This window comes from Streptomyces kronopolitis, assembly GCF_014646275.1.
Classification (GTDB): Bacteria; Actinomycetota; Actinomycetes; order Streptomycetales; family Streptomycetaceae; genus Streptomyces; species Streptomyces kronopolitis.
Genome location: NZ_BMND01000018.1, coordinates 38,976 through 60,351, shown reverse-complemented (window position 1 = coordinate 60,351; position 21,376 = coordinate 38,976). Strand labels below are relative to the sequence as shown.

Here is a 21,376-nt window from a genome sequence, read left to right as displayed (position 1 = left end):
CACCGGTCCCTGCCACGTGCTCGCGGGTGACGCTCCACCGATCCCGAACGGTGTCAACCGATTTCTGGAGCTTCCGGAGGCCGATTACAGACCTCCACACTGGTGGACATGAGAAGCCCCCACTGGTGGCTGCGGCTTTCCCCGAGGTGGCCTCGGTGAAGGCGGAATGAGTCACCCTGCGTCATGAGGGCGTGAGGGTGCCAGGAGCCGGGCGATGGTCGCGGTGGCCAGGGGCTTGGGCATGATTCGTCAAGGCTGGAGGGGCGGAGGTTGCTGCTGACGGTCATCGCGCCCCGCTCGTAGGCGGCGTCGACCAGGCAGAAGAAGCCTTCGACGGCGTCCGTGAAGACCGACAGGAGAACGATGTCGTCGGCGATGAGAGGTCGCTGCGGATCCGCCGGGTCACGGCTCGGACGAGGGAGTCGTCGACGCGGTGCTGGCAGAGTGCGCTCCGATCGCCGGTTGTATCGAGGCCGCGGCGAAGACCACCAGGGCACCGGCAGCCAGCACGAGTCGCAACCACGGGGCAGGCGGCTACCGGCTCAGTCCCCGTTCGTCGATGTTGTATCGCTGCCTCCCTGCAGACGCGATATCGCTCCGGGCTCGCAGCGCACCGACGGCGATTATGGGACGGGCCCGTGGTCCCTCACGCGTTGTCGGCGACCGCGGGGTGGCCCTCGGACCGGGCGTGCGATATCGCCGTGCAGACGAACGGGGGCTGCTTAAGGACGGCTTGGTGGATGGCCTCGGTGCTGGGGAGGCGGCCGAGTCTGAAGTCGCCGGCTGCGCTACGAGGCGAGCCAGACGACAAATTCATGGATGCCGTGGCCGGAGAGACCGTGCCTTCGGCCTCAGTGCGCAAGTTTCCGCAAGTACCGGCATGTGCGTGACTTCCTGGCGCAAGTATCCGCAAGCCGGTAGTCGTCACCTTGCGCGGTCGATCACCCTCGAAGGGTCAACAGTCACCTGTTCATACGGAGGCACCTGTGGCGCTGCACTTGCTGTGCAAGGACCCGGCGAGCCCTAACAATGGCAGCCCTACCTTGTACTACGACGACGAAACGGACAGCTACCTGCTGCAGTCGTGGAAGGTCCACGATCCCGACCGGCTGGCGTCCGTCGCCATTCCCGACCATGAAACCATTGTCGAGTTCCCGGCGCGGCTGCTGATGCTCTTCCCCTCCCCTGAAAGCATGCCGCAGAGGTTCGCAAGTCAAAGCGAGACGATAGCCCCCTAACATACATTACATCGGGATTATTTGGACGTGAGTGCGGTTGGTGGCCCGCTACGGCTAGCCTGCACACTGTCCGCATGCCTACCTCCTCAAGCATCAGGGAAGCCCGACTTGCCCTGGGACAGCGGTTACGCGCCATACGACAGCAACACGGTTTGACAGCTCGCGAGCTGGCGCGCAGATGCGGCTGGCACGAATCGAAGTGCAGTCGTATCGAAAACGGCCATATGGCTGCGGCGCCCCCCGACATCGAAATGTGGACCCGGGCATGTGGCCAGGAGTCTGCTGCGGCGGACCTCATCGAGACGGCTCGCGGCATTGATGGCATGTATGTCGAGTGGCGGGCCATGGAACGTGCCGGCCTGAAACAGGCCCAGGAAAGCGTTCTGCCTTTGTGGGAGCAGACTCGCCGGTTCAAGGCATATGCGCAGAACCTCGTTCCTGGCCCGCTGCAGACCCGCGCATACACCCGGGCCGTCCTGTCCGGCATCCGCGAGCGCAGGTCCCTCCCGGACGACGTCGGGGCGGCAGTCGTCACACGCATGGACAAACAGAAGGCGCTCACCGAAGGGGGGAAACAATTCGCGATCATCTTGGAGGAGACCGTTCTGTACCGCCGAGTCGGACCCCGCGAGGTGATGGTCGAGCAGCTCAGCCGCCTGCTGGAAGCGACTGTGCTGGCCTCCGTCAGCCTCGGGATCATCCCGCGGGACGCCGATCGCAGCGTGATGCCCCCGGTGGAGGACTTTTGGGTGTTCGACGACCGGCAGGCCAACGTCGAACTTGTCTCCGCCTTCCTCACCGTCAAGCAGGCGCACGAGGTCAAGCGTTACACCGACGACTTCGTGCGCCTCACTGAACTGGCCGAGCACGGCGGCCCGGTCCTCACTCTCATAGCCTCGGCAATCGGCTCGTACGCCTGAGTGTCTGCGGGGCTCGACAGATGGGCCCCGCAGGCGGCATGCGCGGAGAACGGAGAACTACGTTTGAAGCCCCGGCAGGACAGGGGCCGTCTTGGCCCCAAAGAATCCCTTATGCGGCCCGCAACCCACTACGGTAGAGAGCGCACCTTCACGAGCATCGTGACCTTAGGGGCTGCAGCCCTGTGCGCGGTCACCTTATCGCTGGCGGGGATATTCCTCACGGACGAACAGAACGAGGATCCGGAGAACGACAATGAAGTACAGGCCCGTTTCCTTTCTGATCTCAGCACCCTCCGGCCTTCCAGCGAAAGGGTCGTGCGAACAGGCGAATCTCAGACCGGCATCCCGGTGACCCTGCGCTTCCAGCAACCAGGTGACACGACCGGCGACCGCATCAGCTTCCGCTGCCACGGCACGGGACAAGCCACCACTACAGTTACCTTCCCCAACGGGGACAAGCACAGCTACCCCCTGCTGTCCTGTGGCGCAACCATCGCATCCGTGGCCATAAGCAAAGATGCCGTGATCACCATCCAGCCTAGCAACGAAGAGTCACGCATTCTCTGGGCCATAGTGCGAGTCCAACAGAACGCAACTCATCCTTCTTCTTGTGACTTGAGATCTGGCCAGCCCCACCGCCACAGGTGCTGAGGCCGAGGCCCAGTAGGGGAATCTCTAGGGCGCGTAGAAGGTTCACGGACGGGTCTTATGGCGACGTCATCCAGCAGACGAGGCTGCGGGCGAGGGAGGCGAATGCACTCATTGAATTTGGCGCAGCGTCCCAGCAGACTGTGAGACGTCTCAAGTGACGAGGTGGGGCGAAATTCTGATTGACCGACGTGACGGGCGGGATTCCCCAAGGACGCGGCGCGTTGCCTTGGCGTTGGAGTCGTAACCCTTAGCGCCGCGCAGCTTCCGGTGCGCATCGATTACGCCGGAACCCTTCACATCCGCGGGGAACCGGGTCGCGCACTGCGGCTCTCCCGGGGGTGCTGAGCCGCTGCCGGCAGGGACTGCCGAGTGCCGGAGTGGGCTCGTCGCGGTGTGGACGTGATCGCTGGTTAGCTGACGCGTTCGAGCTGGTCTCGCGGCCCAGGCCCACTCTGCCCACTCACCGTTGGCACCTTGAGCACTGGGCAATACAGCAGGGGGTGTCCCCCTATGGCGGAGCGCCCACGGATTGGGTGCTTGTCGGGTCCCGACAAGCGCGGGAGCCTGGGCGAACCGGACGACCTTCCGTGGTCCCAGCAGGCTGGAAGGTGGGCACTACGTAGTGAGCGCCGACGTGTGCCGGTGGACAGCCGGTGGACAGATGCCTTTGGACGGTGCGGCACGGGGTGGCACGCCTTAACCTGGTGCACCTGTTCTGATCAGCGGAAACGTCACGAGGCGGCACCACGTAGCACCAGGCAACATGACTGCTCATGGTCTTGTAATGCGTAGGTCACTACCTGAAGTACAAGGGCCCGCTCCACACCCCGAGTCGATCTCAGGAGCGCCCGGTCGGACCTCAAGTCGGCCTGTGCGCAACCACAAACTGCTCCGTGCCTTGGGGCGGGGACATCCTGGGGACTTTTCGGGGACTTTCAAGCTTGTCCCAGGGACATTCCGGGGACTTTCCGCCAGGTAAGCAGGGAAGGCCCTGACAGCGCTGAAAGTCACGAACGCGCTGGTCAGGGCCTGTTTACCTAGCACTCGATGATGTTCACCGCGAGCCCGCCGCGGGCCGTCTCCTTGTACTTGACGCTCATGTCGGCGCCGGTGTCCTTCATGGTCTTGATGACCTTGTCGAGGGAGACATGGTGCTGGCCGTCGCCGCGCAGGGCCATGCGGGCGGCGGTGACGGCCTTGACGGCGGCCATGCCGTTGCGCTCGATGCACGGGATCTGGACCAGGCCCCCGACGGGGTCGCAGGTCAGGCCCAGGTTGTGCTCCATGCCGATCTCCGCGGCGTTCTCCACCTGGGCGGGCGAGCCGCCGAGGACCTCGGCCAGGCCGCCGGCGGCCATCGAGCAGGCGGAGCCGACCTCGCCCTGGCAGCCGACCTCGGCGCCGGAGATCGAGGCGTTCTCCTTGAAGAGCATGCCGATCGCGCCGGCCGCGAGCAGGAAGCGGACGACGCCCTCCTCGTCGGCGCCCGGCACGAAGTTGACGTAGTAGTGCAGCACGGCGGGGATGATGCCGGCCGCGCCGTTGGTGGGGGCGGTCACCACCCGCCCGCCGGCCGCGTTCTCCTCGTTCACGGCCATCGCGTAGAGCGTGGTCCACTCCATGGCGCGGGCGCTGTCGTCGCCCTCGGAGCGCAGCTGGCGGGCCGAGTGGGCGGCGCGGCGGCGGACCTTGAGGCCGCCGGGCAGGATGCCCTCACGGCTCATCCCGCGGCTGACACAGGCCTGCATGACCTGCCAGATCTCCAGCAGCCCGGTGCGGATCTCGTCCTCGGTGCGCCAGGCCTTCTCGTTCTGGAGCATCAGGGCGGAGATCGACAGCCCGGTGTCGCGGGAGAGCCGCAGCAGCTCGTCGCCGGTGCGGAAGGGGTGGGTCAGGGCGGTGTCGTCGGGCACGATCGGGTTCTCGCCCGCGACCGCGTCCTCGTCGACGACGAAGCCGCCGCCCACGGAGTAGTACGTCTTCTCCAGCAGCGGGGCGCCGGTGCCGTCGTAGGCGAAGAGCGTCATGCCGTTGGCGTGGTACGGCAGGGCGCGGCGGCGGTGCAGGATCAGCTCGGACGACTCGTCGAAGTCGATCTCGTGGGCGGCGCCTATTTCGGCGCCCAGCAGCCGCAGGCGCTTGGTGGTGCGGATGCGCTCCACCTCGTCGTCGGCGGTCTCGACGTCGACGGAGCGGGGGGAGTGGCCCTCCAGGCCGAGGAGGACGGCCTTGGGGGTGCCGTGGCCGTGGCCGGTGGCGCCCAGGGAGCCGAAGAGCTCGGCGCGCACGCTGACCGTCTCGGCCAGCAGGCCGTCCTTCTTGAGCCGTCCGACGAACATCCGCGCGGCGCGCATGGGGCCGACGGTGTGGGAGCTGGAGGGGCCGATGCCGATGGAGAAGAGGTCGAAGACGGAGATGGCCACGGGGGCGGACTCCCTTGTCTGCTCGTGGTGGACGGTGGAGCAATGGAGCAGCAGGTACGTTTCTGCGCCGATTGTCGAGCGTAACGCGGACCGGACGCGCTGCCTCCGCCCGGAAGCCGGCGGTTGGCCGTCGCCGGGGGTAACAGCCGGTGTCGGGGCGGATACGGAGCCGCTGCGGAGGCCGGGCCCCGCACGGCCTCCGGCCCTCGGGGCCGCGGTCGCGGGCCGCCGGGACGCGCAGGCGGGGCCGGTGGGCGGGCAGGACCGGCAGGCCGGTCGAGGCGCCGGACACCCCGGAATTCCGCGGAAGAGGGGGAAGGGGAGGAGGGGCGGTGAGGGGCCCGGGGGCGTGCCCCGGGCCGCCGGCCCCTGGTCCCGTCGCCCCGGCCCGCCGGCAAGTGGCGGGCCGGGGAGGTCAGCGCATGAGACGCGTCACAGCGACGGGTAGAGCGGGTACTTGCCGGCCAGGGCCGTGACCCGGGCCTTGAGGGCGTCGGCGTCGTAGGCCGGCTTGAGAGCCTCGGCGATGATGTCGGCGACCTCGCGGAAGTCCTCGGCCTGGAAGCCGCGGGTGGCCAGCGCCGGGGTGCCGATGCGCAGGCCCGAGGTCACCATCGGCGGCCGCGGGTCGTTGGGGATCGCGTTGCGGTTGACGGTGATGCCGACCTCGTGGAGGCGGTCCTCGGCCTGCTGGCCGTCCAACTCGCTGTCGCGCAGGTCGACCAGGACGAGGTGGACATCGGTGCCGCCGGACAGGACGGAGACGCCGTGCTGCCTGACGTCGTCCTGGACCAGGCGCTCGGCCAGGATCCGAGCGCCGTCGAGGGTGCGCTGCTGGCGCTCCTTGAAGTCGTCGGACGCGGCGACCTTGAAGGAGACGGCCTTGGCCGCGATGACGTGCTCCAGCGGACCGCCCTGCTGGCCGGGGAAGACCGCGGAGTTGATCTTCTTGGCCAGGTCCTGGGTGGAGAGGATGACCCCGCCGCGCGGGCCGCCCAGGGTCTTGTGGGTGGTGGTGGTCACCACATGGGCGTGCGGCACCGGGTTGGGGTGCAGACCGGCGGCGACCAGGCCGGCGAAGTGCGCCATGTCGACCATGAGGTAGGCGCCGACCTCGTCGGCGATCCGGCGGAACGCGGCGAAGTCGAGCTGGCGCGGGTAGGCGGACCAGCCGGCCACGATCAGCTTGGGGCGGTGCTCCTTGGCGAGGCGCTCGACCTCTTCCATGTCGACCAGGTTGGTCTTCTCGTCGACGTGGTAGGGCACCACGTTGTAGAGCTTGCCGGAGAAGTTGATCTTCATGCCGTGGGTCAGGTGCCCGCCGTGGGCGAGGTTGAGACCCAGGATGGTGTCGCCCGGCTTGATCAGGGCGAACATGGCGGCGGCGTTGGCCTGCGCGCCGGAGTGCGGCTGCACGTTCGCGGCCTCGGCGCCGAAGAGCGCCTTGATGCGGTCGATGGCGATCTGCTCGACCACGTCGACGTGCTCGCAGCCGCCGTAGTAGCGGCGGCCGGGGTAGCCCTCGGCGTACTTGTTGGTCAGGACGGAGCCCTGGGCCTCCATGACGGCGACGGGGGCGAAGTTCTCCGACGCGATCATTTCGAGGGTGGACTGCTGGCGGTCGAGTTCGGCGTCGACGGCGGCGGCGACATCGGGGTCGAGCTCATGGAGGGAGCTGTTCAGAAGCGACATGAGTCTTCCTGGGGGAGTCAGGGGGCGCGATCGGGGTCCGGCCGGACCGAGGAGTCCGGGGCGCCTCCGCCGGGCGGAGGCGGACGGGGAGCGGCGGCTCAGCTCTGGATGAAGGCGGCGTACTCGTCGGCCGAGAGCAGCTCGGCCGGCTCACCGCTGGTCTTCACCTTGAACAGCCAGCCGCCCTCGAACGGGGCGGAGTTCACCAGCGAGGGGTCGTTGACGACGTCCTCGTTGATCTCGGCGATCTCACCGTCGACGGGCGAGTAGAGGTCGCTGACCGACTTGGTCGACTCCAGCTCGCCGCAGGTCTCGCCCGCCGCGACCGTGGCACCGACCTCGGGGAGCTGCACGAAGACGACGTCGCCGAGCGCGTTGGCCGCGTGCTCGGTGATGCCGACCGTCGAGACGCCTTCCTCGGCGCCCGACAGCCACTCGTGCTCCTTGCTGTAGCGCAGCTGCTGGGGGTTGCTCATGGCTCGATTCTCCTGTACGCGAGGGTGTGGTCGTGGAAGGGGGTCGCCCCTGGCGCGGAGCCGGGGGAAGTGTCTTGCACAGTGAGACGCGCGGGCGCGCGCCGCGGCCGGCTCCCGGGGGGAGCGCGCCGCTACTTCTGCCGCTTGTAGAACGGCAGCGCGGTGACCTCGTACGGCTCATGGCTTCCACGGATGTCCACGCAGACACCCTCGGTGCCCGGAGCGGCGTGGGCCGCGTCGACATAGGCGATCGCGACCGGCTTGCCCAGGGTGGGGGAGGGCGCCCCGGAGGTGACCTCGCCGATGACCGTGCCGTCGGCGAGGACGACCCGGTACCCGGCGCGCGGCACCCGGCGGCCCTCGGCGAGCAGGCCGACCAGCTTGCGCGGCGGGTTCGCCTCGGCGCGCTCGGCGGCCGCGGCCAGCGCGGCGCGGCCCACGAAGTCACCGTTGTTGGTGGTCTTCTCGAACTTCACGACCCGGCCCAGGCCCGCGTCGAACGGGGTGGTCGCGGTGGTCAGCTCGTGCCCGTACAGCGGCATGCCCGCCTCCAGGCGCAGGGTGTCGCGGCAGGACAGGCCGCACGGCACCAGGCCCGCGTCCTTGCCGGCCTCGGTCAGCGCCTCCCAGAGGGCGACCGCGTCGGCCGGGCGCACGAACAGCTCGAAGCCGTCCTCGCCGGTGTAGCCGGTGCGGGCGATCAGCGCCTGGACGCCGGCGACCGTGCCGGGCAGGCCCGCGTAGTACTTCAGGCCGTCCAGGTCGGCGTCGGTCAGCGCCTTGAGGATGCCGGGGGACTCCGGTCCCTGCACCGCGAGCAGCGCGTAGGCGTCCCGGTCGTCGCGGATCGCGGCGTCGAAGCCGCCGGCCCGGGCGGTCAGCGCGTCCAGCACCACCTGGGCGTTGGAGGCGTTGGCGACGACCATGTACTCCTGGTCGGCCAGGCGGTAGACGATCAGGTCGTCCAGGATGCCGCCGCCGTCCTCGCAGATCATGGTGTAGCGGGCGCGGCCCGTCTTGACCCCGCCGATGTTGCCCACCAGGGCGTAGTCGAGGAGGTCGGCGGCCTGCGGGCCGGTGACGGTGATCTCGCCCATGTGGGAGAGGTCGAAGAGGCCGGCGCGGGTACGGACGGCGAGGTGCTCGTCGCGCTCGCTGCTGTAGCGCAGCGGCATGTCCCAGCCGGCGAAGTCGGTCATGGTCGCACCGAGCGCGCGGTGGGTGGCATCCAGCGCGGTGCGGCGGGGGGCATCAGTCATGGTTCTGGGCTCCCAGGCATGGGTGAGAGGACGTTCTCCCCATCTGTCATCGGAACCTGAGAGGTTCACCGGGATCCCGCGAACGGACCCGGTTTGCACCTTGGGTGGAGCCGACCCCGAAACCGGGCGGCGGCTCGCTTTTCAGATCTGCCTAGCCCGCGCGGTATAGGGGCCTGAGAGATTCAAGGGAGGACTTGCTCCTTCGGCGCCCCGCCCATGGCGGCCGGGGACTCTCCCGCGCGGGTTCAAACGGCCGGTATGGAGTTGGCGGTGCACAAGTGAGACGCGTGGTGCACCTGGCGGCCACATCATTGCACGGGATCGCCGGATACAGGAGCCCCTGTGGACACCCCGCCCATGACGTGGGCGGATCGGCGGCGCACCTTGATGGACATTACCTTTTCTTGACACTCTGCGGGTACGGGACGGACTCGAACCGGAGCAGATCCGGACGGGGAGGGTGATCACGGTGCACGGAGAAGCGGCATGCGGTGCCACTTCGGGGGTCGTGTCCGCCGGGGCCGTGCCGACCGGGGCCGTGCGCCCCGGCGTCGCGCGGCCCGCCGGCCGAACGCGCGGCGGGCGGGCGCGACGCAGGGTCCTGCGGCCCGGCCGCCGCGCCGGGGTCGTGGACCTGCGGGGCGCGGGGCGGGCGCGGGGCGCGGTGGAACTGCGCTTCCCGGCGGGCGATCTGGTGGTGGTCTCCGGGCTGCCGGGCAGCGGCAAGAGCACGCTGATGCACCGGGTGGTGCCGCCGCTGGACGGCCGCGGCGCCCTGGTGCACCGCATCGACTCGCAGGACGCCCGCGAGCGGTGGGAGCGCGGCCGGCTGCGCCGGCTGCCCTACGCCCTCTACCGCCCGCTGGTGCGGGCCGCCCACTATCTGGCGCTGCGCCGCGCGCTGCGCTCCGGCCACAGCGTGGTGGTGCACGACTGCGGGACGCTGGCGTGGGTGCGCGGCTGGCTCGCCCGGACCGCGGTGCGCGGCGGCCGCGGGCTGCATCTGGTGCTGCTCGACGTGCCGCCGGAGGTCGCGCGCTCCGGCCAGGAGGCCCGCGGGCGCGGGGTGTCGGGGTACGCGTTCGCCCGCCACCGCGGGGCGGTGGGCCGGCTGGTCGGCGCGGCGGAGGCGGCCCGGCTGCCCGCCGGGGTCGGCTCGGCGGTCCTGCTCGACCGGCGGGCGGCGAACGCCCTGGAGGCGATCGGCTTCGGCTGAGCGCGGCGTCCCCGAGACCGGACCCGCCCCGCAGGTTTCACCGCCCGCCTTCTCGTCTAGGGTCTGACCGAAGGCGCGGTTGGGAACGGGTGGGTTGACATGACATTTCCGGAACAGGGGATACCGCAGCTGGCGTGGCCGGCGAACGAACTCGAAGAGGTCCTGGCCGCCGCGGTCGGGCATCCGGGTGCGGGCGGCCGGATCGTCGAGGTGCTGGGGCGCAGCCGGGTGTGGGTGCCGCTGCCCAACGGCGGCGGCCCGCAGAGCGCGGGCCCCGGAACCCGCGGACTCGATCTGCCCACCGTCGAGCTGGGCGGTGCGCCGTACGTCCCGGTCTACAGCTCCGAGCAGGAGTTCCTGCGGGTGGTCGGCGTGCACATGTCCTTCACCGTCGCCCCGGCCCAGGAGTTCGCCCGCGGGCTGCCGCCGCAGGTCGGGATCGTCGTCAACCCCGAGGGCACGATAGGGGTACCGCTGCCGCCGGCCGCGGTCTTCGAGCTGTGCCGCGGCGGGGCGCAGGGCGTGGACGGCCTGCCGAGCGGCGGCCGGGTGCGGCTCTTCGAGCCGGACTGGCAGGAGGAGCCGGTGGACTTCCTGGCCTCCGCCGGACTGGAGTTCTCCGCCGCCGGAATTATCCTGAGTGCCCGGCGTGCCCTGGCCAGTGTCGAGGGCGACACGCCCGCGTTGTTCGTCGGCGTCCAGGTCGCCGCCGACGCCTCCGCACTGCACGACGGCACGGCCCGCGAGGCGGTACTGTCAGCCCTTGGACGTGCGCTCGGCGCCGTGCCGGTGCCCTGGCCCGTGCAGCTCGTGATGCTCGATCTCGCCCAGGGGGACCCGGTCGCCGACTGGATGCTGGAGCGTGTGCGGCCCTTCTACTCCCGGGACCACTCGTAAGCTGGTTGGATGACGGGCGGGCGCACCCCTAACGTGCCCTGCTGACAGAAGGGACGGACCACGTGAGCGCGGGTGCGCATCAGGGGCCGACGGCGGCCGGAGCGCTGGAGCAGCTGCTCCAGCAGGTCTCGCCCGGCCGTTACGACGCCTATGAGGCGCTGCTGCACGCGCTCGCCGCGGGCCAGGTCTGGATGCTGCTCTGGCAGGGCCGGGCCGGTGCGCCCGACGCGCAGTACGGCAACATGGAGGTCGACGGCCTCGGTTACGCCCCCTGTGTGACCTCGGCGCCCGAACTCGCCGCCTCCGGCTGGAACCGCGACCACGAGGTGGTCACCGGCCCCGAGATCGCCGCCGCGCTCTTCCCCGACCGCTGGGGCCTGTGGCTGAACCCGCACGCCCCCGGGGGCGGCGTCGGCATCCCCTGGCTGGACCTGCGCCGGATCGCCGGCGGCCTCGACCGGCTGCCCGCCGGGCCGCTGCGGATCACCGAACCGGTCATCGACATCCCGCAGTTCTACGCGCTGCTCGCGCAGAACGCGCACCGCACGCCCGCCGTCCGGTCGCTGCGCCGGGCCTGGGTGCAGCCCGCGCTCGGCGCCCCGTATCTGGCGGTCGGTCTGGATCTGTACGACACCGGTCAGCAGGCGGTGGACTCGGTGCGGTTGATGATCCAGCAGTCGATCGGCGCGGTGCCGGACGGCCTGCCGGTCTCCACGGTCGCGATGAACGACGACTACGACCCGGTCGCCCTGTGGATGCGGGCCTCCACGCGCCCCTTCTTCGACCGCGACGGCTATGCCCAGCAGCAGCCCACGGCCCCGTCCCCCGGCTACGGCTACCCGCGCCCGTACTGACCTCCCCGGGCCCTCCCGACGGCTCCACCCGGCGTCGGCACCGGCGCTTTCCCGGGTGAATTCTCCCGGTATGCCCCGCGATTGAGGCCCTTTCGCGCGGTGGTGCGCCCCGCTCAGGCCGCGCGAATGTCCGTATAACGGAAGGCCGCGGACCACATCACAGTTACGCATCCTTTCCCGACCGGGTCTGGTGAGTGATCGCAACTCGGATGAAGACTCCGGCAGCAGAGGGCCTCGGTTCCTTGTACGAGTGTCATCCCGCACGACGTCACGCGAATCCCCGAAATCCGCCGCGCGAACTTCCGGGACTTCCGCAGGACTTGCACCAGTGATGTGAGGCAGGCCGCTCTCGCGGCAGGGATGTGGGCCGGCACGCCGGCCGAGAGGGGTCAAGGCACCGTGACCGCACCGATCGAGACCACCGGGGCGGCTGCCCAGGCGCAGCCGGAAGCGGTGCTGCAGGGCGTGGAGGGCAAGCGGATCGAGGGGCGTTCGCTCGGTCAGATCGCCTGGTTGCGCTTCCGGCGGGACAAGGTCGCCGTGGCCGGTGCCATCGTTGTCATCCTGCTCGTCCTCGTCGCGGCCTTCTCCCGGCCCCTCCAGGCCCTGCTGGGGCTGGACCCCGACAACCCCAACCAGTCGCTGATCGACCCCAACACCACCCTTCCCAAAGGGGACTTGGGCGGGATGAGCGCGGACCACCCGCTCGGCGTGGACCCGAAGTTCGGCCGCGATCTGCTCGCCCGGATCCTGGAGGGCTCCTGGGTGTCGCTGATCGTGGCGTTCGGCGCGACCCTGCTGTCGGTCGCCCTCGGCGCCGTCCTCGGGGTCGTCGCCGGCTTCTACCGCGGGCGGGTGGACGCCGTCATCAGCCGGATGATGGACGTCTTCCTGGCCTTCCCGCTGCTGCTGTTCGCCATCGCGATCTCCGCCTCGCTGCAGGGCGGCGCCTTCGGCCTGGAGGGCCTGCCGCTGCACATCTCGGTGCTGATCTTCGTGATCGGCTTCTTCAACTGGCCGTACATGGGGCGCATCGTGCGGTCCCAGACGCTCTCGCTGCGGGAGCGTGAGTTCGTCGACGCCGCCCGCGGCATGGGCGCCCGCGGGCCGTTCATCCTCTTCCGGGAGCTGCTGCCCAACCTGGTGGGCCCGATCATCGTCTACTCCACCCTGCTGATCCCCTCCAACATCCTCTTCGAGGCGGCCCTGAGCTTCCTGGGCGTCGGCATCCAGCCGCCCCAGGCGTCCTGGGGCGGCATGCTCAACCAGGCGGTCAAGTACTACGAGGTCGACCCCCAGTACATGATCGTCCCCGGCCTCGCGATCTTCGTCACCGTGCTCGCCTTCAATCTGCTCGGTGACGGCCTGCGGGACGCGCTGGACCCGCGCAGCCGCTGACGGCGGCACGGGGCGCCCGCCCAGATATCACCTGCGTTTTTGATGTTTTGACCTTTCTCGACGAACGAAGGGGCACCGACCATCATGCGAAGGTCAGTTCCGGTCGCGGCGGTTGCGGCCATCACCAGTGCGGGCCTGTTGCTGGCCGGCTGCAGCGGGGGCAAGGACTCGGCAGGCGGATCCGGGGAGGCGAACGCCGCCACCAAGGGCGTCGTCAACGCCTCGAACGCGAAGGGCGGCACGGTCACCTACGCCCTCAGCGACGCCCCCGAGTCGTTCGACCCGGGCAACACCTACTACGCCTTCATCTACAACTTCAGCCGGCTCTACGCGCGCCCGCTGACCACCTTCAAGCCGGGCCCCGGAGCCAAGGGCAACGAGCTGGCCCCGGACCTCGCCGAGTCGATGGGCAAGTCCAGCGACGGCGGCAAGACCTGGACGTACAAGCTCCGCAAGGGCGTCAAGTACGAGGACGGCACCGAGGTCACCTCGCAGGACGTCAAGTACGCCGTCGAGCGCAGCAACTTCGCGCGCGACACCCTCTCGCTGGGCCCGAACTACTTCCAGCAGTTCCTCAAGGACAACGACGGCGGCTACAAGGGCCCCTACAAGGACAAGGGCAAGGCCGGGCTGAAGTCCATCGAGACCCCGGACCCGCAGACGGTCGTCTTCCACCTCAAGAAGCCGTTCGCCGAGTTCGACTACCTGGTCAGCGCCCCGCAGACCGCGCCGGTCCCGCAGGCCAAGGACAAGGGCGCGGACTACACCAAGGCGGTGCTGTCCACCGGTTCGTACAAGTTCCAGAGCTACGACGAGGGCAAGCAGCTCACCCTGGTGCGCAACCCGCAGTGGTCGGCCAAGACCGACCCGCTGCGCAAGCAGCTGCCGGACAAGATCGTCCTGAACCTGAAGGTCGCCCAGTCGACCATCGACAAGGACCTCCAGTCGGGCAACACCATGGTGGACCTGGCCGGCCGCGGGGTCGACGGGCAGACGCAGGCCCAGCTGACGACCGACCCCAAGGAGAAGGCCAACACCGACAACGCGCTCGGCCAGCGCCTCGTCTACACGGCGATCAACACCAAGGTGAAGCCGTTCGACAAGCTGGAGTGCCGCAAGGCCGTCGAGTACGCGATCGACAAGAAGGCCGTCCAGACCTCGCTCGGCGGCCCGATCCGCGGTGACGTGGCCTCCACGGTCCTGCCGACCGACATCGACGGCTACCAGAAGTACGACCTCTACCCGCAGAAGTACACCGGCGACAAGCTGGACCTCGCGGACGCCAAGAAGCACTGGGCCGCCTGCGGCGCGGGCAACACCACGACCACGATCCTGGCCCGCAACGACCGCCAGGACGAGGTCGACGCGGCCACCTCGATCATCGAGTCGCTGAAGAAGATCGGCGTCACCGCCAAGATCCAGTCGTACCCCACCAGCAAGTACTTCTCGGACTACGCCGGCGTGCCGAAGTTCAACAAGAAGAACAACGTCGGCCTGATCATGATGCAGTGGGGCTCGGACTTCCCGACCGGCTACGGCTACCTCCAGCAGATCCTGAACGGCAAGGCCATCAGCCAGTCCGGCAACACCAACCTGTCGGAGCTCGACGACCCGGCGATCAACAAGCTGCTCGACAGCGCCATCGCCAACCCCGACAAGGCGGCCCGCGAGAAGGCCTACGCCGAGATCGACAAGAAGACGATGGAGCAGGCGGCGCTGGTCCCGCTCACCTACTTCAAGGTCCTGATGTACCGCTCGCCCAAGGCCACCAACCTGGTGTCCACCTCGGCCTTCAGCGGTCAGTACGACTACCTCAACATCGGCGTCAAGAAGTAGCAGCCCCGGAAGGCAGGTGAAGGCATTGGTGTCCGCGGGCCGGTCCGGCCCGCGGCACCGACGCCGCGCCCCGTGTTCTCGTACCTCATCCGCAGGTTGATCAGCGCAGTGGTCCTGCTGCTGATCGTCAGCGCGGTCACCTTCGGCATCTTCTTCCTGCTGCCGAAGCTGGCCGGGCAGACCACCGACCAGCTGGCCCAGCAGTACATCGGGAAGGCCCCCACGCCCGCGGACATCGCGGCGGTGAAGAAGAACCTCGGCCTGGACAAGCCCGTCTTCGAGCAGTACTGGGACTTCCTCAAGGGCATCTTCGCCGGCGTCGACTACAAGTTCGGCCCGGAAGCTGCCAAGTGCCATGTGCCGTGCTTCGGCTACTCCTTCAAGACCCATATCGAGGTCTGGCCGGAGATCCAGAACCGGCTCCCGGTGACCCTCTCGCTGGCCGCCGGCGCGGCCGTGCTGTGGGTGGTCTCCGGCGTCGCCACCGGTGTGCTCTCCGCGCTGCGCCCCGGCTCGTTCTTCGACCGGATGGCCATGACCGTGGCGCTGGCGGGCGTCTCCCTCCCGATGTTCTTCACCGGCGCCCTGGCGCTGGCCCTGTTCACCTACCAGTGGCCGGTCTTCGAGCGCAGCGACTACGTGCCGCTGCTCCAGGACCCGTTCCTGTGGGCCCGGACCCTGGTCCTGCCCTGGGTGACGCTGGCCTTCCTCTACTCCGCGCTCTACGCCCGGCTCACCCGGGCCGGCATGCTGGAGACGCTCAGCGAGGACTACATCCGCACCGCCCGCGCCAAGGGCCTGCGGGAGCGCACGGTGGTCGTCCGGCACGGTCTGCGGGCCGCCCTCACCCCGATCATCACGGTCTTCGGCATGGACCTGGGCCTGCTGCTCGGCGGCGCGCTGATCACCGAACAGGTCTTCTCGCTCAAGGGGGTCGGCGCCTTCGCCGTCGAGGCGATCAACGCCAACGACCTGCCCAACATCCTCGGCGTCACCCTGCTCGCCGCGTTCTTCATCGTCATATGCAACCTGGTGGTGGACGTTCTGTACGCCGCCGTCGACCCGCGGGTGAGGCTCTCGTGACCGATTCCTCCGAGGACAGGGCCGGGGCCCAAGCCACCCCGGCCGCCACCGAAGCGCCCGGGAAGGCACCGCGGGGCGCGGCCTTCCTCGACGTGCGCGACCTGAAGGTGCACTTCCCCACCGACGACGGGCTGGTGAAGTCCGTCGACGGGCTGACCTTCAGCCTGGAGAAGGGCCGGACACTCGGGATCGTCGGCGAGTCCGGCTCCGGGAAGTCGGTGACCTCGCTCGCCGTCATGGGCCTGCACCGCGCCTCGCGCCGGCAGCGCAGCAAGGTGGCCATGTCCGGCGAGATCTGGCTGGACGGCAAGGAGCTGGTGGCCGCCGACCCGGACGAGGTGCGCCGGCTGCGCGGCCGCGAGATGGCGATGATCTTCCAGGATCCGCTGTCCGCGCTGCACCCCTTCTACTCGGTCGGCAACCAGATCGTCGAGGCCTACCGCGTCCACCACGACGTGGACCGGAAGACCGCGCGCCGCAGGGCGATCGAGATGCTCGACCGGGTCGGCATCCCGCAGCCCGACAAGCGGGTCGACGACCATCCGCACCAGTTCTCCGGCGGGATGCGCCAGCGCGCCATGATCGCGATGGCGCTGGTCAACAACCCCGAGCTGCTGATCGCGGACGAGCCCACCACGGCCCTGGACGTCACCGTCCAGGCGCAGATCCTGGACCTGATCCGCGACCTGCAGAAGGAGTTCGGCTCGGCGGTCATCATCATCACCCACGACCTGGGGGTGGTCGCCGAACTCGCCGACGACCTGCTGGTGATGTACGGCGGGCGGTGCGTCGAGCGCGGCCCGGCCGAGAAGGTCTTCTCCGCGCCCCGCCACCCCTACACCTGGGGACTGCTCGGCTCCATGCCGCGCATCGACCGCGACCAGACGGACCGGCTGATCCCGGTGAAGGGCTCCCCGCCCAGCCTGATCAACGTCCCGTCCGGCTGCGCCTTCAACCCCCGCTGCCCGTACGCGGACCTCCCCGAGGACAACCTGACCCGTACGGTCCGTCCCGAGCTGCGCGAGTCCGGCGGCGGACACTTCTCCGCCTGCCACCTGCCGCAGGAGGAGCGGGAGCGTATCTGGACCGAAGAGATTGCGCCGAGGCTGTGACCGAGACGACGGACGACCAGAGCAAGAAGATCCCGCTCCAGAAGGGGACCGAGGACGCGAAGGCCTCCGACGGGGCCGCGCCGCTGCTGCGGGTGCGCGGTCTGGTGCGGCACTTCCCGATCACCAAGGGGCTGCTCAAGCGGCAGGCCGGTGCGGTGCAGGCGGTCGACGGCATCGACTTCGACGTACGGCCGGGGGAGACGCTCGGCGTCGTCGGGGAGTCCGGGTGCGGCAAGTCGACCATGGGCCGGCTGATCACCCGGCTCGACGAACCCACCGGCGGCACCATCGAGTTCCAGGGCCGCGACATCACCCATCTGTCGCCCGGCAGGCTGCGGCCGATGCGCCGCGACGTCCAGATGATCTTCCAGGACCCGTACGGTTCGCTGAACCCGCGGCACACCATCGGCGGCATCGTCTCCACCCCCTTCCGCCTCCAGGGCGTCGAGCCCGAGGGCGGGCTGAAGAAGGAGGTGCAGCGGCTGCTGGAGCTGGTGGGCCTGAGCCCGGAGCACTACAACCGCTATCCGCACGAGTTCTCCGGCGGCCAGCGCCAGCGCATCGGCATCGCCCGCGCCCTGGCGCTCAAGCCCAAGCTGGTGGTCGCGGACGAGCCGGTCTCCGCGCTGGACGTGTCGATCCAGGCGCAGGTCGTCAACCTCATGGACGACCTCCAGGAGGAGCTGGGCCTGACCTACGTCATCATCGCCCACGACCTCTCGGTCATCCGGCACGTCTCGGACCGGATCGCGGTGATGTACCTCGGCAAGATCGTGGAGTTGAGCGACCGCAAGGCGCTCTACGAGTCGCCGATGCACCCGTACACCAAGGCGCTGCTGTCCGCGGTGCCGGTGCCCGACCCCAAGCGGCGCACCCAGCGCGACCGGATCCTGCTCAAGGGCGACGTGCCCTCGCCGATCAACCCGCCCTCCGGCTGCCGGTTCCGCACCCGCTGCTGGAAGGCGACCGAGGTGTGCACCACCACCGAGCCGCCGCTGGTCGCGCTGCGCACCGGGCACCAAGTGGCCTGCCACCACCCGGAGAACGCCGGCGACCGGCCGGCCGCCGCCCCGGCGGAGCCCGGCGAGGGGGCCGCAACCGGCGAATAGCGCCTGGAGTTGGCAAAGTCCTGGGCAAAGGGCAACGGGAGGGTGCAGAGTCAGCACGGTTGTTCGATCTTCATCCGTGTGTCCGAAGGGATGGCTCATGGCACTCTCCCGTTCTGCGCGCCGCACCTCCAGGTGGCTCGCCCTGGCCACCGCGGTGGCCTCGGCCGCCTCGATCGCCGCGGCGCCCGGCGCGTCCGCCGGTGCCGCCGGTGCCGGGGACCCGTACTTCCCCCAGCTGGGCAACGGCGGCTTCGACGCCCTGCATTACGACCTCGGCGTCAGCTACCACCCTTCCAGCGGCCGCCTCGACGGCCGCACCACGCTCACCGCCAGGGCCACCCAGAACCTCTCCGCCTTCGACCTCGACCTGCAGAAGCTGACGGTCGACTCGGTGAAGGTCAACGGCCGCCGGGCGCACTTCACCAGATCCGGCGACGAGATGACCATCCGCCCCGACTTCGCGCTGCGCCGCGGGCACCGGTTCACCGTCGCCCTCGCCTACCACGGGGTGCCCAAGGCCCTGAGCGGGCCGATCGTCTTCGGCTCCGACTACGGCTGGATGAAGACCAAGGACGGCGTCTTCGTCGCCTGCGAGCCCAACGCCGCCTCGACGTGGTTCCCCTCCAGCGACCACCCCGGCGACAAGGCCACCTACGACATCCGCATCGACGCCCCCAAGGGCCTGACCGGCGTCTCCAACGGCCGGCTCATCAGCTCGGGCGAGGCGCACGGCCGCTCCTACGCCCACTGGCGCGAGACCCGCCCGATGGCGACGTACCTGGCCACCGCCACCATCGGCAAGTTCGACGTCCGCACGGGTACCACCCCCGGCGGGATACCGATGTACGTCGCCACCGACCCCACCCTGCCCACCGGCAAGGTCGACGTCTACGGCGTCACCGCCGAGGCCACCGACTACTGGTCGAAGATCTTCGGTCCGTACCCCTTCGAGGAGACCGGGGCGATCGTCGACGACATGCCGCAGGCCGGCTTCTCGCTGGAGGTGCAGTCCAAGCCGGTCTACTCGGCCGTCCGCAGCGAGTCCACCATCGTCCACGAGCTGGCCCACCAGTGGTTCGGCGACTCGGTCTCGGTCAAGCAGTGGAAGCACATCTGGCTCAACGAGGGCTTTGCCACCTACGCCCAGTGGCTGTGGTCCGAGCACCGCGGGACGCTCAGCGCCCATGACGCCTTCCGCAAGGTCTACAACGAGATCCCCGCCGACGACTCCTTCTGGAAGCAGAAGATCGCCGACCCGAAGCGGGACACCATGTTCGCCGACTCCGTCTACGAGCGGGGCGCGATGACGCTCCAGGCGCTGCGCGAGCGGATCGGCGACCCGGCGTTCTTCAAGCTGCTGCCGGCCTGGACCGCGCAGCACCGCTACGGCAACGCCGACACCGCGCAGTTCATCGCGCTCGCCGAGAAGATCTCCGGCCAGCAGCTGGACGACCTGTTCCACACCTGGCTCGACACGGACACCAAGCCGGCCCTGCCCGGCGAGTGAGCCCGCCGCCCCGGGGTCAGTCGGCGTCCGGCCGGCCGCCCCGGGGCCGCAGCTGCTGCGGCCGTGGCAGGTGCAGTCCGAGGTAGACCGCGCCCATCCGCAGGGCGAACACCACCCCCGCCGAGATCCCCGCGGCGGGGGTGGGGCCCACTCCGAGGTGGTGCAGCAGCAGATAGCAGCAGGCGCCGGCCAGCGCGGCGATCGCGTAGACGTCCTCGCGCAGCAGCAGCGGCGGGAACTCCCCGCACAGCACATCGCGGACGACCTCGCCGGTGACGCCGGTCAGCACCGCCAGGATGATCACGGCGAGCGGGGTGGCGCCGGCCTCGATCGCGGCCCGCGCGCCGATCACCGTCACGACGGACAGCCCGATCGCGTCGACCACCAGCAGCGACTTGTGCGGCAGCTGCCGGAACCGCAGATAGGCCATGGTGCCGACACCGACGCAGATGATCACGGTCAGCAGCACCCAGTCGTGCGTCCAGTACAGCGGCCGCCGGTCGAGGATGAGATCGCGCAGCGTGCCGCCGGAGATGGAGGCGGCGAAGGCGAGCACCAGCCCGCCGAAGGGGTCCATGTTGGCGCGGAAGGCCGCCAGCACCCCGCTCGCCGCGAAGGCCGCGACACCGACCAGGTAGAGGACGTGAAGCATGGCGCACATCATCGCAGGCCCGGAAGGACCGCTTCCGCCCGAGGTCGTGGAAACTGACACTACCGGTCGGTAACTATCCGGTGTAGCGTGCAACCCATGGCTCTGGTGACCCTTGGCAACAGCGAGTTCGACCGTGACACGGCGGTCAGCCGCCGCGCCCCGGGCGTCTATGACGCCCACCTCTCCGCCGGCTGGACGATCATCCAGGCGGTCAACGGCGGCTATCTCCTCGCCCTCATGGGCCGGGCCCTGGGCGACGCCCTCCCGCACCCCGACCCGATGTCGGTCACCGCGCACTACCTGACGGCCTCGGTCCCGGGCCCCGCCGTCATCCGCACCGAGGTGGTCCGCACCGGCCGCACGATGTCCACCGGCACCGCCCGCCTCCTGCAGACCGACGCGGAGGGCAACGAGGTCGAGCGGCTGCGGGTGCTCGCCTCGTACGGCGATCTCGACGCCCTGCCCGACGACGTCCGCACCACCGCCAAGCCCCCGGCCATCCCCCCGTACGAGCACTGCCTCGGCGCGCACGACGCCCCCGGCGGGGGCACCACCATCCCCGGCAGCACCGCCATCACCGAGCGGCTCGACCTCCGGCTGGACCCGGAGACCGCCGGCTGGGCGGTCGGCGCCCCGTCCGGCAATGGCGAGATGCGCGCCTGGTTCGGCCTCGCCGACGGTCGCGACCCCGACCCGCTCTCCCTGCTGCTGACCGTCGACGCACTGCCGCCCACCGCCTTCGAGATGGGCCTGCTCGGCTGGGTGCCCACCGTCGAACTGACCGCCCACGTCCGTCACCGCCCCGCCCCCGGCCCGCTGCGGGTCGCCATCACCACCCGCAACATGGCCGGCGGCTTCCTGGAGGAGGACGCGGAGGTCTGGGACTCCCAGGACCGACTGGTCGCCCAGTCCCGGCAGTTGGCGCGCGCGATCCTCCAGGGCTGAGGGCCCGGCGCCCGTCCCGGCGCCGCGTCCGTCCCGTTCCGCGGCCGCTCCCAAGGGTGTTGGCGCAAAAGTGTGACGCAAAGAGCAGGCCGCCGCCGACCGGCGCAT

General features: G+C 69.7%; 18 protein-coding genes and 1 riboswitch. Of the genes, 13 read left to right on the top strand and 5 right to left on the bottom strand.

Annotated elements, in window-relative coordinates; all coding sequences use genetic code 11:
• The first annotated feature begins 986 nt into the window (after positions 1-986).
• The 3 genes from IEY78_RS19915 to IEY78_RS19905 all read left to right on the top strand — a co-directional run bounded on the left by IEY78_RS19915 (position 987) and on the right by IEY78_RS19905 (position 2,809).
• Positions 987-1,238: a hypothetical protein gene (locus IEY78_RS19915; protein ID WP_189100162.1), complete on the top strand. Its 252-nt coding sequence runs from the start codon at positions 987-989 to the stop codon at positions 1,236-1,238.
• A gap of 74 nt (positions 1,239-1,312) precedes the next feature.
• Positions 1,313-2,158 (top strand): helix-turn-helix domain-containing protein, encoded by an 846-nt coding sequence (locus IEY78_RS19910; protein WP_189100160.1) that lies wholly within the window; start codon positions 1,313-1,315, stop codon positions 2,156-2,158.
• 111 nt (positions 2,159-2,269) lie between these two features.
• Positions 2,270-2,809: a hypothetical protein gene (locus tag IEY78_RS19905; protein ID WP_189100158.1), complete on the top strand. Its 540-nt coding sequence runs from the start codon at positions 2,270-2,272 to the stop codon at positions 2,807-2,809.
• 1,037 nt (positions 2,810-3,846) lie between these two features.
• On the opposite strand, the gene IEY78_RS19900 is transcribed toward IEY78_RS19905, so the two are convergent.
• From IEY78_RS19900 to gcvT, 4 genes are all read right to left on the bottom strand, one after another.
• Positions 3,847-5,232, bottom strand: coding sequence for an L-serine ammonia-lyase (locus IEY78_RS19900; protein WP_189100156.1), 1,386 nt, complete (start codon positions 5,230-5,232; stop codon positions 3,847-3,849).
• A 432-nt stretch (positions 5,233-5,664) separates the two neighbouring features.
• Positions 5,665-6,924 carry a serine hydroxymethyltransferase gene (glyA, locus tag IEY78_RS19895; protein ID WP_189100154.1) on the bottom strand — a complete coding sequence of 420 codons (1,260 nt, stop codon included), beginning with the start codon at positions 6,922-6,924 and terminating at the stop codon, positions 5,665-5,667.
• Between the two features lie 98 nt (positions 6,925-7,022).
• Positions 7,023-7,400, bottom strand: coding sequence for a glycine cleavage system protein GcvH (gene gcvH / locus IEY78_RS19890; protein ID WP_189100152.1), 378 nt, complete (start codon positions 7,398-7,400; stop codon positions 7,023-7,025).
• Positions 7,401-7,531: 131 nt separating this feature from the next.
• Positions 7,532-8,659, bottom strand: a complete 1,128-nt coding sequence (gene gcvT, locus IEY78_RS19885) for a glycine cleavage system aminomethyltransferase GcvT (protein ID WP_189100150.1) — start codon at positions 8,657-8,659, stop codon at positions 7,532-7,534.
• Between the two features lie 151 nt (positions 8,660-8,810).
• Positions 8,811-8,907, bottom strand: a riboswitch (glycine riboswitch).
• A gap of 275 nt (positions 8,908-9,182) precedes the next feature.
• Between gcvT and IEY78_RS19880 the strand changes: the two genes are divergently transcribed.
• The 9 genes from IEY78_RS19880 to IEY78_RS19840 all read left to right on the top strand — a co-directional run bounded on the left by IEY78_RS19880 (position 9,183) and on the right by IEY78_RS19840 (position 19,671).
• Complete coding sequence (locus IEY78_RS19880) at positions 9,183-9,875, top strand: AAA family ATPase (protein WP_189100148.1); 693 nt, start codon at positions 9,183-9,185, stop codon at positions 9,873-9,875.
• A gap of 99 nt (positions 9,876-9,974) precedes the next feature.
• A complete protein-coding gene (locus IEY78_RS19875) occupies positions 9,975-10,772 on the top strand; it encodes an enhanced serine sensitivity protein SseB (protein WP_189100146.1) in 798 nt (265 codons plus the stop codon).
• 62 nt (positions 10,773-10,834) lie between these two features.
• The gene (locus IEY78_RS19870; RefSeq protein ID WP_189100144.1) at positions 10,835-11,626 is read left to right on the top strand and encodes an enhanced serine sensitivity protein SseB C-terminal domain-containing protein; all 792 of its coding nucleotides are present in this window, start codon (positions 10,835-10,837) and stop codon (positions 11,624-11,626) included.
• A gap of 399 nt (positions 11,627-12,025) precedes the next feature.
• Positions 12,026-13,024 carry an ABC transporter permease gene (locus IEY78_RS19865; RefSeq protein WP_189100143.1) on the top strand — a complete coding sequence of 333 codons (999 nt, stop codon included), beginning with the start codon at positions 12,026-12,028 and terminating at the stop codon, positions 13,022-13,024.
• 84 nt (positions 13,025-13,108) lie between these two features.
• A complete protein-coding gene (locus tag IEY78_RS19860; RefSeq protein ID WP_189100141.1) occupies positions 13,109-14,860 on the top strand; it encodes an ABC transporter substrate-binding protein in 1,752 nt (583 codons plus the stop codon).
• Between the two features lie 72 nt (positions 14,861-14,932).
• Complete coding sequence (locus tag IEY78_RS19855; RefSeq protein WP_189100139.1) at positions 14,933-15,943, top strand: ABC transporter permease; 1,011 nt, start codon at positions 14,933-14,935, stop codon at positions 15,941-15,943.
• Positions 15,940-17,055, top strand: coding sequence for an ABC transporter ATP-binding protein (locus IEY78_RS19850; RefSeq protein ID WP_189100137.1), 1,116 nt, complete (start codon positions 15,940-15,942; stop codon positions 17,053-17,055). Before IEY78_RS19855 ends, IEY78_RS19850 begins: the two co-directional genes overlap by 4 nt.
• Before the next feature lie 29 nt (positions 17,056-17,084).
• Positions 17,085-18,164: an ABC transporter ATP-binding protein gene (locus IEY78_RS19845; protein ID WP_189100318.1), complete on the top strand. Its 1,080-nt coding sequence runs from the start codon at positions 17,085-17,087 to the stop codon at positions 18,162-18,164.
• 97 nt (positions 18,165-18,261) lie between these two features.
• Positions 18,262-19,671: a M1 family metallopeptidase gene (locus IEY78_RS19840; protein ID WP_189100135.1), complete on the top strand. Its 1,410-nt coding sequence runs from the start codon at positions 18,262-18,264 to the stop codon at positions 19,669-19,671.
• A 16-nt stretch (positions 19,672-19,687) separates the two neighbouring features.
• Here IEY78_RS19840 and IEY78_RS19835 read toward each other — a convergent pair whose 3' ends face one another.
• On the bottom strand, positions 19,688-20,323 hold the full coding sequence (locus IEY78_RS19835; protein WP_189100133.1) for a trimeric intracellular cation channel family protein: 636 nt from the start codon (positions 20,321-20,323) through the stop codon (positions 19,688-19,690).
• Between the two features lie 96 nt (positions 20,324-20,419).
• On the opposite strand from IEY78_RS19835, the gene IEY78_RS19830 reads away from it, so the two are divergent.
• Positions 20,420-21,268: a thioesterase family protein gene (locus IEY78_RS19830; protein ID WP_189100131.1), complete on the top strand. Its 849-nt coding sequence runs from the start codon at positions 20,420-20,422 to the stop codon at positions 21,266-21,268.
• The last annotated feature ends 108 nt before the right edge of the window (positions 21,269-21,376 follow it).